Consider the following 16,822-nt stretch of genomic DNA (forward strand, 5'->3'; position numbering starts at 1 on the left):
GAGCAGTGCCATGACTAGCCCTTCCGCAGCGTCAACCACCGAAAACCAAGATCCGAGCGCCGATCTCGAGCCGGGGACGACGCCGTACTACGCGCGGATGCACAAGTGGATCAAGCGGGCGGTATTGGTGTGCCTGGTGGCCCTGGTGATCGAGGGCGCCTTCACGTTGCCGTTCATGGCCGTCTATTACGGATACCCGACACTGAGCCTCACCCAAATATGTAGTGAGCTGCTCAAGATCCGGTACTCCAACGACACGCTGGAGTGCAAGTATCCGTACCCGCCGTTCGGCCCGCCCGAGGGCGCCGAGGGCAAGGCGACCGCGCAGGACGTGTGGGGCATCCAGCCGATACCGAAATACCACCGGCTGGGATTCCGTGAGCTTGTCAAGATCCACAACGACAGGCTGGCCCGTCAAGCGGCCCAGCAGCCTGCGGCGTCGCACCCATGACAAGGCCGGCCCGTTGACCTACCGGGTCGTCCAATGGACGACGGGTAACGTCGGCAAGAGCTCGGTCAAGGCGATAGCTGCCAACCCCACGCTGCAGCTGGTCGGATGCTACGCCTGGTCACCGGAGAAGGCCGGGCGAGATGTCGGCGAGCTGTGCGGCATCGAACCACTGAATATCAAGGCCAGCAACGACATTGACGCGATGCTCGCACTCAAGCCGGACTGCGTGGTCTACAACCCGATGTTCGCCGACGTCGACGAGCTGGTCCGCATCCTCGGGGCGGGCATCAACGTGGTGGGCACCGCCGGGTTCATCACCGGCCACTTCCTCGGCGCCGGACGGGAACGCATCGCGCAGGCCTGCGAGGAAGGCGGGTCGACCATCTTCGGCAGCGGCATCAACCCCGGTTTCATCCAACTGTTCGCCATCGTGTCGGCGGGCCTCTCGGACCGGGTGGACAAGGTCTCGATGCTCGAATCCATTGACACCACCATTTACAATTCGCCCGCAACCGAAATACCCATGGGCTTCGGGTATCCGATCGATCGTCCGGACCTCCCGGCCATCACCGAGAAGGGCTCCGGCGTCTTCGCCGACGGCGTGTTGCTGATCGCCGATGCTTTGGGCGTCGAGCTGGACGACGTACGCTGCGAAGTCGAATACGCCCGAACCACCGACGATCTCCATCTTCCCGGCGACTGGACGATCAAGAAGGGGTGCGTCGCCGGTGTGGACGTTCGCTGGAAGGGGATCGTCGAAGACCGAGAGGTCATCGAGATCCGCGGGCGATGGCGTAAGGGTCAATCGCTGGATCCGGACTGGCCATTGGACATGGGTTACACCATCGAGGTGCAGGGCCAGCCGACGATCAAAACCACACTGAGTTTCCTTCCGCCACCGGACTTTCAAGGCCAGACACTGGACGACTACATCATGCTGGGATTAACCATCACCGCCATGCCGGCGATCACCGCGATACCCGCCGTCGTTGCCGCACCTCCCGGCATCGTCACGTACAACGACCTGCCGCTGCTACGGCCACGCGGCGTGCTGCGCGCCGATTCACGATAGGAAGACCCCGATGCCTGAAGAACCCTCGCTGCACCACGTCGTGTTCGCCGTCGCACCGGAACGACACGCGGCCGCGGCGCAGATGTTCAGCGATCTCGGATTCGTCTTCGAACCTTTGCAGTTGGCGGAGCTCGGCCTCGACATCCACCTCGACTGGACTCGGGGCATCGAGCTGATCAGCCCGATCCCGGGATCCACCGGCGAGGTCGCCGTTTCGGTGACCGAGTTCCTTGAGCGTCACGGCGACGGCGTGTTCACCGTTGTCATTGGAGTTCCGGAAGCCGCGGCCGGCGACGCCGTCACCGAACGCTACGGCGCGACAACACGATTCCGGCAGCACATGGAGGGCGATGGCACCTACCTCGACGAAAACGACGTGTCGATCCTGGGCCTGCCACTGACGTTCCTGGCCACCAATATTCCGTGATGGGAGGCGGTATGGCCGAGCTGATTTCGCCTGAGGAGCATTCTCGAATGAGCGTCGATACCGCAGCCGCCAGCATTTTCGACGCCGACCTTCCGACGCTGCAGTACGACATCACCGACACCGTGCACGAGGTCGCCCCGCGGATTCACGAGGTGCGCAAGCGGTCACCGATAGCCATCGGGCCGCTGGGACCCGAGGTGCTCGGTTACGAACTCGCCCGCGGGATACTTCGCGACCCCCGGTTCGTTTTCCCGCCCGGCATGCACATGACGGCCCGCGGGATAACGTCCGGCCCGCTCTATGACCGGGTGCTCGGCACCATCCTGGGCATGGAAGACGAGGAACATCGGCGGCTGCGCGGCCTGGTGTCCAAGGCATTCACGCCGCGGGCCACCGCGCGGATGGAGGACACCATCGGCGTTGTGATCAACGGACTGATCGACCAGGTCGCGGATGCCGGCCAATGCGATTTCGTCGCCGACATCGCGCGGCCGTACCCGATCCCGATCATCTGCGCGCTGTTGGGAGCGCCTCCCCAGGACTGGGAGCAGTTTTCCCTATGGGCGGAGGACATTTTCAAGATCGTGCGATTCGACTCCGACCTCGCGAACGAGCAGCACATCGTGCTGCGGGCATGGGACGAGTTCGACGCCTACATCGACGACATGATCGCCGAACGGCGGAGCCGGTTGACCGACGACTTGATCTCCGAACTGATCCGCGCCCAGCACGACGGCGACCGGTTGAGCAACGCGGAGATGCGCATGCTGGCGTTCAGCATCCTCAGCGCCGGCACCGACACCACCCGCAATCAACTGGCCGCGTGCATGCACGCGCTGTGTGATCATCCCGCTCAGCTGGCGATGCTGCGCGACAACCCCGACCTGGCGATGGCGGCCGTCGAGGAATGCATGCGCCATTCGCCTGCCGTGTGCACGACCCTGCGCACCGTCCTCGAGGACGTCACCTTCGCCCACTACACCTTTCCCGCCGGCACCTTCATTTCGGTGAATACCTTTGCCGCAAACTGTGATCCGGAGGTCTATCCACGCCCGGACCGCTTCGACATCACCCGCAAGGACCCGCCGCCCATTTTGACGTTCGGCGGCGGCGCACATTATTGCCTTGGCGCGAACCTCGCGCGAACGGAGCTCGCTGGAGCCCTCAAGGTGCTCGCCCGCCGCATGACCAACCCGCACCGCATGGCGACGACGCGCTGGAAACCGATGCTGGGACTGAGCGGGCCGGTCGATCTGGAGATCGAATTCGACTAGCTCAGCGCGTCATCCGAGGCAAGCTCCAGCACGTGAATCTCGCCCGTGGTGCCGTCGACCTCCACGAGAGCGCCCGACGGCAGCGACTTGGTGGCCCCCTGGACGTCCACCACGCAGGGGAACCCGAATTCGCGGGCCACCACCGCGGCGTGTGACATCGGCCCGCCGAGTTCGGTGACGACGGCTGCGGCGTAGCAGAAGGCCGCGGTATACCCGACGTCAGTGACCTCCGCGACCAGGATCTCGCCGGGTTGCAGGTCGTCGATGGTCTCGGGGCGCACGATGCGCACCCGGCCGCGCACCCGGCCCCCGCACACGCCGACACCGCGCAGGGTGCCCCCGCTGGCCAGCGCAGCCGACGATGTCGCGGTCGGCTGCCAACTTCCGCTGAAGACCGTGGGCGGCGCCACCGCGACCAGGCGGCGCTGTTCGGCCCGGCGCCGGGCCACCAGCGCGCCCACATCCGCGGGAAGGGCATCCAATTCGTCGATAAGCAGATAAAAGACGTCATCGGCGGCGTCGAAGATCCCCGCCTCGACCGACCTGCGCCCGTACTCGCGCAGCAGTGTACGCAGCACCCAGTTCGCCCGCACCACCTTGTCGCGGCGGACCTCACGGTCGCGCAGTTGCTGGGTGGCCAGGACCGCAATCGGCTTGGCGTGAACGGGAATCCGGGGCCGCCACGGCTGCGAGGCGGACGGTGCGCTCATCGCTCTGGTCACCATCCGGACCAGCAGCTCGGGGTCGTCGGCGTAGCTGGTCGACAGCATCTCGAGCTCGGCCGGGCCACGATGGCCGATCAGCGCCAGCTCGTCCAGCAGCGCGGCATGGAATTCCGGTGCCTCAACGGCGAGCTTGTCCAACCGGTCCCCCGGTTCGGCCAGCAGCGCCCTCACCTTCGGATCAAGTTGCGCGGCAACCACCAACCGCTGCATCGCCTCGACCGAACGCGCGCTGACCAATTCCGGCCCACCGGGCGCGGCGATGTCTCGCCCGCACAACCCGCGCAGCAGCACGTTGAACGCCGCGCACAGTAGGAATGACCCCGCCGCCAGCACCCACCCGTGCACCACCTGGTCGCGGGCCAGCGAGATCAGGCTCAGCAGCCGACGATCATCGAGCCCGGTGAGGTCGCCGCCGGTCAAGTGTTCCAGGCGATCCACGTCGGCGACGAACTCGCGGGTGTCCAACGGCGCCCCGGCCGACAGCCCGATCAGGTTGACGCCGAATACCCCGACGTTGCGAACGGTCCGCAGCTGCTGTCGGATTCGGCCGGTGTCGGAGTGCGGATGGTCCTCACCGAAGATCGGCAGGGCGGCCATGCTCGGGCCGAAGAACCCGCTGTTGCTGACCACCGTGGTGGGCTTGACGAAAGGCACCGTCTCGGCCATGAAGTGCGCCGTCGTGATGGCGCCGTAGAGCCGGTGGGCAAACACTGCGACCATGCGCATCGCGATTTCGCGCTGAATCGTGCCGCCGGGCCGCAACCGCTCGGCGACGCACACGGCACTGGCCCGCAGTCCACGCACTGTCGCCGACGCCGACGCCGGCGAGAACGGGCCGGGCAGCGCCTCGGACAAATTGGTGGCCAGGAAGGTGGGAAAGCGCGGGTCGATCGGTGTGTCGAATTCCCCGTTATCGCCTTGTGCGCCAGCCCAAATGGGCTTGACCCCGTCATCGCTCGGCGCGTCGACCGAGGGCAGGTCCTGGATGTTGGCCAGCCGCCACGGCAGCGATACCACCCGTTTGCCCATGGTGACCCGGCCGCGCACCGCCAGCGCGAAGTCCTGGACACATTCGTCGGCCTCCCAGGCCGGGCGGAATTCCCAGTCTTCCAGCCGCGCGGTGTCCATCAACGGTGCGTCCTGCACCAACCGCAGCTCCGCCGGGTCGAAGCCCAGCCGCGCGACCGGACGGCGCAGCGCGCCGGCCAGCTGCCGGAAGGTCAGCGAGCCCGCGGCGGCGAGATTCACCGGCCCGCCGCGGGTTTTGTCATCGACGAGCGCACTGTTGAACAGCCGGAGCGCGTCGTCGAGGTGGACGACCTGCAGGCGGCGATCACCCGACCGGTCGCGCAACGCCGGCAATGCGAGCAGCCGGCGCACCCAGTTGTCGACGTTGCGCCCCAGGATCAGCGCGGAACGGATCGCGACCCACTCCACCCCCGATTCCGCCAGCATTTGTTCGGCCTCGGCCTTCAGTCGGCCTTCGGCATTGGCCGGGGCCGTGGCGTCGTGTTCGGTCTTCGGCGCTCCTCCCCCGCCGTACACATGCGCCGACGACGCGAAAACGACTTTCCTGGACCCGGTTTGGGCCATCGCGTCGAGCACGTTGCGGGTGCCACCGATGTTGACCTGCCGAGCGATCAAGCCGTCGCGTCCCGGATCCGTTGCCCATGCGCAGTGCGCGACGACGTCCGCGCCAGCCAGGGCGCGCCCGACGGCGTCGGCGTCGCGAATGTCGGCCGTCACGAAATCGGCCGCGCTCGGCCAGCTTTCAGGGCGGTGCCGCGCGATCCCCGCAACGTCATGGCCCTGACTGAGCAACCGGGATGCGAGGCCACGGCCAAGCACGCCGCTGGCCCCGGTGACCGCGATTCTCACGTCATGCCTACTCGCCGTCGTCGTCGCGCAGCGCCGCGTTGACCAGAGCGTCGAGGTCCATGTCCGCGATGTCCTTTTCGGTGGTCACCGCGGAGGCCTGCGCGACGCCCTCGGACTCGCTGGCCAACGCAAGCAACAGCTCCAGCACGCCCGCCTGCCGCAGGCGCTTGACCGGGATGGATCCCACCACCCGCTGAATCTCCGCCTCGCCGGGTGCGGCCGTCACCACGGGCTGGTCCGACGATCCGACCAATTCGCGATACATGTAGCCGGCCAGCGCGGCGGAGTTCGGGTAGTCGAAGATCAGCGTAGGCGAAAGCGCCAGCCCGGTCGCGGCTTTGAGCCGGTTACGCATTTCGACGGCGGTCAGCGAGTCGAAGCCGAGTTCCTGGAACGCGCGATCCGGATGGATCGCCTCCGGGCTGGAGCTGCCAAGCACGGTAGCGATGTTGGCACGCACCAGGTCCAGCAGGATCGCTTGTTGCTCGTCCTCGGGCAGCCCTTCTAGGCGTTGCAGCAGAGCGGATTTCGACTTGGCGGCGGCCAGCGAGTCATCGACCTGGCGCCGCGTCGGCGCGTTGATCAGATCGACGAACATTGGCGGCAACGTGCCCCCATCGAACTTGACCCGCAGCGCCGCGAGGTCGATGTGGGCGGGCAACATGAACGGCTCGTCGACAATCAGCGCGGTGTCCATCAGTTCCAGCGCCTGTTCCGAGGACATGGCGACGATCCCGTCCCGGCCGAACCGGGCACGGTCGGCCGCGCCCAACCCACCGGTCATGGCACTGGCCTGGTCCCAGAGCCCCCAGCCAAGCGAAACCGCCGGCAGCCCATGCGCCCGTCGATGCGCGGCCAACCCGTCCAGGAACGAGTTGCCGGCCGCGTAGTTGGCCTGGCCCGACGCACCCGCGAGCCCGGCGATCGACGAGAACATCACGAACGCCGACACATCCAGCTCGCGGGTCAATTCGTGCAAATTCCACGCCGCGTCGACCTTGGACCGCAACACGGATTCAATCCGATCTGGGGTCAAAGATGTCACCACCGCGTCGTGCAGCACCCCGGCGGCATGGATCACCCCGGTCAGCGGGCGCTGCATCGGGATTTCGGCGATCACCTTGGCCAGGGCCTCGCGATCGGCGGCATCGCAGGCCACCGCCTCCACGTGCGCACCCGCCGCGCTCAGTTCGGCGACCAGCTCCGCCGCGCCCGGTGCGTCCAGGCCGCGGCGGCTGACCAGCACCAGATGGCGCGCGCCGTGGCGGGATACGACGTGTCGGGCGACCGCCGAGCCGGCCATGCCGGTGGCGCCGGTGATCAGCACCGTGCCGGCCGTCCACGCGTCGGGCATCGTCATCACGACCTTGCCGACGTGGCGCGCCTGGCTCAGGTAGCGCAGCGCCGCGGGTGCGCGCCGCACGTCGAACCTGGTGACCGGCAACGGCCGCAGCACGTCTTCGCCGAACATGGCGGCCAGCTCGTCGAGCATCTGCGCGATGCGATCCGGACCGGCTTCGAAGAGGTCGAAGGCGCGGTAACGCACACCCGAGTGGTCCCGCGCGACGACCTCGGGGTCGCGGACGTCGGTCTTGCCCATCTCCAGGAAGATCCCGCCGGGCGCCATCAGGCGCAGCGAAGCATCGACGAAATCGCCGGACAGCGAGTCAAGGACCACGTCCATACCGCGCCCGCCAGTGACCGCCCGGAACTTCTTCTCGAATTCCAAACTGCGCGAGTCGGCGATGTGATCGTCATCAAAGCCCATGTCCCGCAGGGTGTCCCACTTGCCGCGGCTTGCAGTCGCGAACACTTCCAGGCCGATGTGGCGGGCCAGCTGGACCGCGGCCATCCCGACCACACCGGCCGCGGCGTGCACCAGCACCCGCTGACCGGGCTTGGCGCCGGCCAGATCCACCAGCGCGTAGTTCGCCGTCGCAAAGACGACCGATGCCGTCGCGGCCGCCGTGTGTGACCAGCCGGCGGGCACCTTGACGAGCAGGCGCTGGTCGGTCTTGGCGATGGTTCCGGTGCCGTCCGGGAACAACCCCATGACGCGGTCGCCGACCTCGAAACGCCCGTCCTGCGAGTCGGTTTCGATGACCACACCGGAGGCCTCGATGCCCATGATCGCCTCGGGGTCGGGATAGAGACCCAACGCGATCATGACGTCACGGAAGTTGGCCGCGATGGCCGACAGCTCGACTCGCACCTGGCCGGGACCGAGCGGCGCGTCGGCGTCGGGAATCCCCTCTATGCGCAGATTCTCGATGGTGCCGTAGCTGCTCATGCCGAGTCGCCACGGTCCGTCGTCGGGCGGCAGCAACAGACCGCCGACGGCGCGGCTGCCGAGCACCCGCGCGGTGTACACCGTCCCCTTGCGCAGGATCGCCTGTGGCTCGCTGAGCGCCAGGACCGCGGCTATCGCCTCGGAATCCAGGGGCGCGTCCGTGTCGACGAGCACGATTCGTCCGGGATGCTCGGTCTGCGCCGACCGCACCAAGCCCCAGACCGCCGCGCCGGCCAAATCGGTGACGTCCTCCCCCGGCAGCGTCATCGCGCCCCGGGTCGCTACCACCAACGTTCCGGCGTCGTCGCGGGACAACCACGACTGCAGCACGGGCAGCACCGCCCGCGTCGCCGCGTACACCTCGGTGGTCACATCGCCGGACACCGGCTGCGACTCGAACAGCACCGCCGTCCGCTCAGCCTCGGTGTCCTCGGATTCCGGTGCGCCCCAGGCGGATAGCGAGACCGGCTGCACCGCCGCCGTCGGCTGCGCGGACCAGATGACCTCGAAGAGCCGGTCCGGTCCTGATTTCGACACCGCGGCGAGAAGCTGCTTGTCGGTGACCGGGCGGGCCACCATCGACGCCACCGACAACACCGGCAGCCCCAACCCGTCGGCCAATTCGATCGACACCGCGGAGGGGCTGATCGGCACGATCCGTGCGCGCACCGCGCCCGCCCCCGCGGCGTGCAACGACACCCGCTGCCAGGAGAACGGGACCAGCATCGAGCCTTCGGGCAGTTCCTCGCTGTCCGAGGCCAACATGACCGCGTGCAGTGCCGCGTCGAGCATCGCCGGGTGGACACCGAACCCGGCCGGCGAAACCCCAGCGTCGGCGGGCAGCGACACTTCGGCGAAAACCTCGTCGCCGCGGCGCCACATCGACGTCAGGCCGCGGAACGCAGGGCCGTACCCGTAACCCCGCTCGGCCAATTGCTCATAGCCATCGCCCACGTCCACTGGGACCGCACCCACCGGCGGCCACGCCGACAGATCCGCGCTCGGCTGCACCGATCCCGCCCGCAGCACACCTTCGGCATGCAGCAACCAGCCGGAGCCCGCTTCGGCCCGCGAAAACACCGACACCGCACGGTCACCCGCATCGTCGGGACCGCCGACCACTACCTGAACGGCGACCGAACCACCGGCCGGCAACACCAGCGGCGCCGCCAGATTCAGCTCGTCAACGACTCCGCAGCCCACCTCGTCGCCGGCGCGGATGGCCAACTCGACAAATCCCGCGCCGGGGAACAGCATGACCCCGCCGACGGCGTGATCGGTCAACCAGCCCTGCGTGCCGGGCGACAGCCGGCCGGTCAGCACGACTCCGCCAGTGGTCGGCAGTTCCACCACCGCGCCCAACAGTGCGTGCTCACCGGCGGCCAGGCCCAGGCCCGCGGCATCGGCCGCGCCGCCGTCGGCGGCAAGCCAAAAGCGCCGCCGGTCAAAGGCATACGTCGGCAACTCGACGAGATTGGCGTCGCCCAGCGCGCCGAGCCAGTCCACATCCATCCCCGCGACGAACCCCTGCGCGACGGCGTTGACCAGGGCCACCGGCTCCGGGCGGTCCTTGCGCAGCGCGGACATCGTGGTCACGGGGGTTGCCATCGGATCGGAAGCCAGTGTTTCTTCGATCGATGCGGTCAGGCCGCTGCTCGGGCCGACTTCGAGGAAGCGGTTTCCGCCTGCCGAGTGCACGAAGCGCACACTGTCGGCGAATCGCACCGCCTCGCGTACGTGTCGCTTCCAGTACGCCGCCGAGGCGAAGTCGTCTCCGGCCAGCTGTCCGGTCAGGTTGGACACGATCGGAATGGTGGGCTTGCCGACGGCCAGTCCGGCCGCGACGGTTCCGAATTCGTCGATCATCGGATCCATCAACGGGGAGTGGAAGGCGTGCGACACGGATAGCTGATGCACACGGTGGCCGTCGGCGCGGAGCTGATCGGCCACCGCGGCCACGGCTTCTTGGGCGCCCGAAATCACCACCGAGGTGGGCCCGTTCACCGCCGCGATGCCCACGCCGGGTTGTTCGGAGGACGCCAGCAACGGCCGCACCTCCTCTTCGGTGGCCTGCACCGCGACCATCGCGCCGCCCTCCGGGAGCGCCTGCATGAAGCGGCCCCGAGCCGCCACCAGCACCGCGGCGTTCTCCAGGGACAGCACACCGGCGACGTGCGCGGCCGCCAGCTCCCCGATCGAGTGGCCCATCACGAAGTCGGGCCGCACACCCCAGGATTCGAGCAGCCGGAACAACGCGACTTCCACGGCGAAGAGCGCGGGTTGCGCGAATTCGGTGCTGTTCAACAGGTTTTCGTCGTGCCCCCACATCACCTCGCGCAGCGGGCGCAGCAGGTGCCGGTCCAATTCGGCCACGACGGTGTTGAACGCCTCGGCGAACACCGGATAGCCGGCGTGCAATCCCATCCCCATGCCCAATATCTGGGAGCCCTGTCCCGGGAACACGAAGACCGTCTTGCCGGCGGTCACCGCGCCACGAATGACCGAGCCGGCGAGGTCGTCACCGGTAAGCTCGTCCAACCCCGCCAACAGCCCGTCGCGGTCGCTGCCGACGATGACGGCACGCTGGTCGAAGGCCGACCGGCCCGCCAGTGACCACCCCACATCGGCGATGTCCAAGTCCGGGTGGGCGCGCAGGTGGCTCGCCAACCGTGCGGCCTGAGAGTTCAACGCCGACAGCGATTTCGCCGAGACCGGCCACGGCACCACCGGCACCTTGGGACCGCCCACGACGCGCGGCGCCTCGGCCGGCACCGCCTCCACGATGACGTGCGCGTTGGTGCCGCTGATGCCGAAGGACGACACACCCGCGCGGCGCGGGTGGTTGCCGGGCTTAGGCTTCCAGGCCCGAGCCTCGGTCAACAGCGAAACCGAGCCTGTCGACCAGTCGACGTACGGGCTGGGCTCGTCGACATGCAATGTCGCGGGCAACATCTCGTGGCGCATCGCCAGGACCATCTTGATCACGCCGGCCACCCCGGCGGCCGCCTGCGTGTGGCCCATGTTCGACTTGATCGACCCCAGCCACAGCGGCTCACTGCGATCCTGCCCGTAGGTGGCCAGCAGGGCCTGCGCCTCGATGGGGTCGCCCAGTGTGGTTCCGGTGCCGTGTCCTTCGACGACGTCGACCTCCGCCGCGGTCAATCCGGCGCTGGCCAGGGCGGCCCGCACGACGCGCTGCTGCGAGGGACCATTGGGCGCGGTCAGCCCGTTGGAGGCGCCGTCCTGATTGATCGCCGAGCCCCGCACCAGGGCCAGCACCGGATGCCCCAGCCGCCGCGCGTCGGACAGGCGCTCCACCACGAGCATGCCGCCGCCTTCGGAGAATCCGGTGCCATCGGCCGCGCCCGCGTAGGCCTTGCACCGGCCGTCCTCGGACAGCCCGCGCATGCGGCTGAACTCCACGAAGATGTCGGGCGTGGCGTTGACGGTGACGCCGCCGGCCAGGGCCAGGTCGCACTCCCCCGAGCGCAGCGACTGCGCGGCCATGTGCAAGGCCACCAACGACGACGAACACGCGGTGTCCACCGACACCGCCGGACCTTCGAGGCCTAGCACGTAGGACACCCGGCCCGATGCCACGCTCGACGACTGGCCGGTCAGCCGAAAGCCCTCCGCGGTCGGTGCGGCGCCCATCCCGTAACCCTGCGTGTACACCCCGGCGAACATTCCGGTGGCGCTGCCGCGCAGCTTGCCGGGCTCAATTCCCGCCCGCTCCAAGGCTTCCCAGGACAGCTCGAGGAACATGCGCTGCTGGGGGTCCATGGACAGCGCCTCACTGGGCGCGATGCCGAAGAAGGCGGGGTCGAAGTCCGCGACACCGTCCACGAAGCCGCCGGTGCGGGTATAGCAAGTGCCCGGAACATCGGGGTCCGGGTTGTACACACCGGCCAGGTCCCAGCCACGATCGGTCGGGAATTCGGAGAGGACGTCGCGGCCCTCGGTCAGCATCTCCCACAGGTCGTCGGGAGAATTCACCCCGCCCGGATAGCGGCACGCCATGCCGACGATCACGATCGGATCGTCGTCGGTGGCGCGAACGACCGGGGCGTGCTTGATCTCTTGCGGGACCCCGGCCAGTTGTGTGCGGATGTAGCCGGCCAGGCCGTTGGGCGTCGGGTAGTCGAAGATCAGGGTCGGCGAAAGCGCCAGTCCGGTAGCGGTTTTGAGCCGGTTGCGCATCTCGACCGCGGTCAGCGAGTCGAAGCCCAACTCCTGGAAAGCCTTGTCCGGGTCGATCGCCTCGGCGGTGGTGTTGCCCAACACCGTGGCGATGTGTGAACGCACCAGATCCAGGAGCACGGCGTGCTGCTCGGGTTCGGACAGCCCGTCCAGGCGATGCGCGAGCGCCGATTTCGATTTCGCCGCCGCCAGCGAGTCGTCGACCCGGCGGCGCGTCGGGGCGTTGACCAGATCGGTGAACATCGGTGGGACCGCGACCGCGTGGGCCCGCAGCGCGCCGAGATCGATGCGGGCCGGCGCCAGGAATGGTTCGTCGACGATCAGTGCGGTGTCGAAGAGCTCCATGGCCTCGTCCGAGGACAGCGCCAAGATCCCGTCGCGGCCCAGCCGGGCGAGGTCGGCAGCGTCCAGGCCGCCGGTCATGGCGCTGGCCTGATCCCACAGACCCCAGGCCAGCGAGATCGCCGGCAAACCGAGCGCCCGCCGGTGCGCGGCCAACCCGTCCAGGAACGCGTTCGCCGCGCCGTAGTTGCCCTGACCCGACGACCCGACCAGCCCGGCCATCGACGAAAACATCACGAAGGCGGACAGATTCAGCTCGCGGGTCAACTCGTGTAGGTTCCACGCGGCGTCAACCTTGGCCCGCAACACCGCGTCGACCCGCTCGGGGGTCAGCGAGGTGATCATCGCGTCGTCCAGCACGCCGGTCGCGTGAATCACGCCCGACAGCGGCCGCGGCGCCGCAATGTCGTCGATCACCTGCGCCAGAGCTGCCCGGTCGGCCGCGTCGCACGCCACCACGCGCGCCCGGGCACCAGCGGACTGCAGCTCGGCGATCAACTCGGCGGCCCCGGGAGCGTCCGGACCGCGCCGGCTCAGCAACACCAAGTCCTGCACACCGTGGTGTGCCACCAGGTGACGGGCCAACGTCGAACCCGCCATGCCGGTTCCGCCGGTGATCAGCACGGTGCCGGAACTCATCCCGGACGGCAGCGTCATGACGACCTTGCCGGTGTGACGGGCCTGGCTCAAATACCGCAACGCGGTGCGGCCGCGTCGCACGTCGAAGGTGGTCACCGGCAACGGTTCCAGCACCCCGGCGTCGAACAGCCCGGCGAGCTCCTGCATCCACTGATGCATCCGCGGGCGGCCGGGCTCGAACAGGTCGAAGGCGCGGTAGCGGACACCCGGGTACTCCTGGGCCACCACGCCCGGGTCGCGGATGTCGGTCTTGCCCATCTCCAAAAACACGCCGCCGGAAGCGACCAGGCGCAGTGAGGCGTCGACGAATTCGCCGGCCAGCGAGTCCAGCACCACATCCATGCCGCGGCCGCCGGTGACAGCCCGGAACTTCTCCTCGAACTCGAGGCTACGTGAATCCGAGATGTGATCGTCGTCGAAACCCATGGCCCGCAACGTGTCCCACTTGCCGCGGCTGGCCGTCGCGAACACCTCCAAGCCCAGATGCCTGCCCAGCTGAACCGCGGCCATCCCGACACCACCCGCCGCGGCGTGCACCAGCACCCGCTGCCCCGGCTTCACGTCGGCCAGGTGGATGAACGCCATATAGGCGGTGGTGAATACCGCCGAGATGCCGGCGGCTTCGGCATAGGACCAGTGGGCGGGCTTGTGCTGCAGCAGGCGGACGTCGCCGGGCACCAGTGTGCCGCTGCCGTCGGGGAAGAATCCGTACACCGAATCGCCGACCGCGAACTCGGTGACCCCCGGCCCGACTTCGACCACCACGCCGGCGCCTTCGCCACCGAGCAGGGCGTCATGGGTGAACATGCCCAGGGTGATCATGACGTCGCGGAAGTTGGTGGCGATGGCGCGCAAGCCCACCCGAACCTGGCCCGGCTCCAGCGCGGCTCCCGCGTTGGGAACCGGCTCGAGTTGCAGGTTTTCGAAAGTTCCCGCGCTGCTGATTCCGAGCCGCCATGGACCGTCCGCCGGAGGCGTCATGATGCCGTCGACCGCGCGGCTGCGGTGCACCCGCGCGATGTAGGCCGTGCCGTCGCGCAGCAACACCGCGGGCTCGCCGATCGACAGGACGGTCGCGACCGCGCCATCGTCAAGCGCCGCATCGGAATCCACCAGGACGATACGGCCGGGATGCTCGGTCTGCGCCGACCGCACCAGCCCCCATACCGCCGCGCCGGCCAGATCGGGGACGTGCTCCCCCGCCAGCCCCATCGCACCCCGGGTCGCGACGATCAGCACCCCGGAGTCATGCTCGGTCAGCCACGACTGCACGGCCGCCAGAGCACGATGCGTCCGCTCGTACGATCCGGATACCGGATCTTCCCCGGCCGCAACCGATTCGAACACCTGGTGTACAGGTGGCTCGGTGCCGGCTGCTTTCGTCACTGCCGGTGACCAGACCACCTCGAACAGCCGGTCCGGACCCGAGGCCGTCACCGCCGCGCGCAGCTGACGCTCGCTCACCGGGCGCGCTGCCATCGCGCGCACCGACAGCACCGGCAATCCGAGTCCGTCGGCCAGCTCGATCGAGACTGCCCTGGAGGCCGCGGTGCCATCCGACGTCGATGCCGGTGCAATGCGCACACGTAGCGCCGACGCGCCCGCCGCGTGCAATGACACGCCCTGCCACGAGAACGGCAGCACGACTTCGTCGGTCCGGCCGGCGACGTGCTGGCTGACGATCAGTGCGTGCATGGCCGCATCCAGCAACGCCGGGTGGACGCCGAATCCGTTGACGCCGCCGGCGGCGTCGGGCAGCCGAACCTCGGCGAACACCTCGTCGTCGCGCACCCACGTCGCGGCCAGGCCCTTGAACGCCGGGCCATAGCCGTAGCCGCGCGCCGCCAACTGCTCGTAACCCTCTGCGGCGTCGACCTTGACGGCTCCCGCCGGCGGCCATGCCGACAGATCCGCCCCCGGCTCCACCGAGCCGGTGCTCAACGTTCCTTCGGCGTGGCATACCCAGCCTGACCCGGTGTCGGGGCGCGAGAAGATCGACACCGGGCGCTGGCCGGATTCTTCCGCGGGGCCGACCATCACTTGCACGGCAACCGACGCCGACCCGGAATCCTTGGCCGGCAACATCAACGGCGCCTGCAGAGTCAGTTCGTCGACCGTCGAGCAACCGACTTCGTCGCCGGCGCGGATCGCCAACTCTACAAAGCCGGACCCGGGGAACACGGCCGTGCCGGACACGGCGTGATCGGTCAGCCAGCCCTGCAGGCTCGGCGACAGGCGGCCCGTCAGCACCACCCCGCCGGAAGCGGGGAGCTCGACGACGGCACTCAACAGTGGGTGCTCGCTGGTGCCCAGGCCCAGGCCCGAGGCGTCGGCCGCGATGCCCTCACCGGACAACCAAAACCGGCGCCGGTCAAAGGCATACGTTGGCAGCTCGACGAACCCGGCGCCGTCCAGCGCGCCACGCCAACGCACGCTCACTCCCGCGACGAACGCGGTCGCGGCCGAAGTCAGGAATCTGTCGAGTCCGCCGTCATCGCGGCCCAGGGTGGGGATGACTGTGGCCTCGGCGGCCTCGGCACCACTGCTGAGATGGTCATTGGCGGTGTCCTCGATGCCCGCGACCAGAGCCGGGTGGGGACTGGATTCGATGAACGTCCGGTATCCATGCTCGCAGGCACTGCGCACCGCCTGGTCGAACTGCACGGTCTGCCGGATGTTGCGATACCAGTAGTCTGCGTCCAATCCGGCTGTGTCCAAGCGGCTTCCGGTCACCGTGGAAAAGAACGCGATGCGCGAGGAGCGCGGCTCGATACCGGACAGCACCTCCGCGAGATCCGAGCGTATCGCCTCGACTTCAACCGAATGCGAGGCGTAGTCCACGTCGATCCGCCGGGTCCGCAGCTCGAGGTCGGCGCAGAAGCCGACGAGCTCGTCGAGCGCAGCCACCTCGCCCGACACCACGACGGCCGACCGGCCGTTGACGGCGGCGATGCCGGCTCGATTGCCGTAGGGAGCCAACAACTCCCGGGCCCGTTCGGTGCTGCAGGCGATGGACAGCATCCCGCCGGGGCCGGCCAGCGACGTCAGCAGCTTGCTGCGCAACGTGACGACCCGGGCGGCGTCTTGTAACGACAGCGCACCGGCGACGTACGCGGCTGCGATCTCGCCCTGCGAATGGCCGATCACCGCATCCGGGTTCACCCCGACCGACTTCCACAGTTCGGCCAGCGACACCATCACGGCGAAGAGCACCGGCTGCACGACGTCGACCCGGTCCAGTCCCGGCGCATCGGGTGCGCCGCGCAGCACATCGATCAGCGACCAGTCGACGAATTCGGCGAAGGCCTCTTCGCATTCGCGGATCTGCTGTGCGAACACCGGTGCGCTATCCAGCAATTCGATGGCCATGCCCAGCCATTGGGAGCCCTGGCCGGGGAAGACGAACACGGTTTTGCCCGCGGGCGTCGCGGTGCCCCGGATGACCGATCCGGTGGGGTCGTCGTTGGCCAGCTCGTCCAGCCCGGCCAGCAGCCGGTCGCGGTCGCCGCCGATGACGACGGCGC

The 16,822-nt window shown here is 68.5% G+C and carries 6 protein-coding genes; 4 read left to right on the top strand and 2 right to left on the bottom strand.

Features of this window, described 5'->3' with window-relative positions; genetic code table 11:
* Positions 1 to 10 precede the first annotated feature (10 nt).
* Genes A5652_RS24600 through A5652_RS24615 form a run of 4 tightly spaced genes read left to right on the top strand, consistent with a single transcriptional unit; the run spans position 11 to position 3,224 of the window.
* The gene (locus A5652_RS24600) at positions 11 to 451 is read left to right on the top strand and encodes a hypothetical protein (RefSeq protein WP_067358212.1); all 441 of its coding nucleotides are present in this window, start codon (positions 11 to 13) and stop codon (positions 449 to 451) included.
* Between the two features lie 13 nt (positions 452 to 464).
* Complete coding sequence (locus A5652_RS24605) at positions 465 to 1,523, top strand: dihydrodipicolinate reductase (RefSeq protein WP_067358214.1); 1,059 nt, start codon at positions 465 to 467, stop codon at positions 1,521 to 1,523.
* 10 nt (positions 1,524 to 1,533) lie between these two features.
* Positions 1,534 to 1,950, top strand: a complete 417-nt coding sequence (locus tag A5652_RS24610) for a hypothetical protein (protein ID WP_067358217.1) — start codon at positions 1,534 to 1,536, stop codon at positions 1,948 to 1,950.
* 47 nt (positions 1,951 to 1,997) lie between these two features.
* On the top strand, positions 1,998 to 3,224 hold the full coding sequence (locus A5652_RS24615; RefSeq protein ID WP_067358220.1) for a cytochrome P450: 1,227 nt from the start codon (positions 1,998 to 2,000) through the stop codon (positions 3,222 to 3,224).
* Here the strand turns inward: A5652_RS24615 and A5652_RS24620 are convergent.
* Together A5652_RS24620 and A5652_RS24625 are read right to left on the bottom strand one after the other, a co-directional pair.
* Positions 3,221 to 5,827 carry a sugar epimerase family protein gene (locus tag A5652_RS24620; RefSeq protein WP_067358223.1) on the bottom strand — a complete coding sequence of 869 codons (2,607 nt, stop codon included), beginning with the start codon at positions 5,825 to 5,827 and terminating at the stop codon, positions 3,221 to 3,223. The two genes, A5652_RS24615 and A5652_RS24620, sit on opposite strands and share 4 nt — an antisense overlap.
* 7 nt (positions 5,828 to 5,834) lie before the next feature.
* Positions 5,835 to 16,822 (bottom strand): type I polyketide synthase (locus tag A5652_RS24625; protein ID WP_067358225.1); only part of this gene is annotated, 10,988 nt, incomplete at its 5' end.

It is taken from the genome of Mycobacterium sp. 1165178.9 (assembly GCF_001673555.1).
Classification (GTDB): Bacteria; Actinomycetota; Actinomycetes; order Mycobacteriales; family Mycobacteriaceae; genus Mycobacterium.

What these genes read in the sequence shown, in the direction of transcription:
- A5652_RS24600 (WP_067358212.1), top strand. Translation starts at nt 11, where the DNA reads ATGACTAGCCCTTCCGCAGCGTCAACCACCGAAAACCAAGATCCGAGC.
- A5652_RS24610 (WP_067358217.1), top strand. Translation starts at nt 1,534, where the DNA reads ATGCCTGAAGAACCCTCGCTGCACCACGTCGTGTTCGCCGTCGCACCG.
- A5652_RS24615 (WP_067358220.1), top strand. Translation starts at nt 1,998, where the DNA reads ATGAGCGTCGATACCGCAGCCGCCAGCATTTTCGACGCCGACCTTCCG.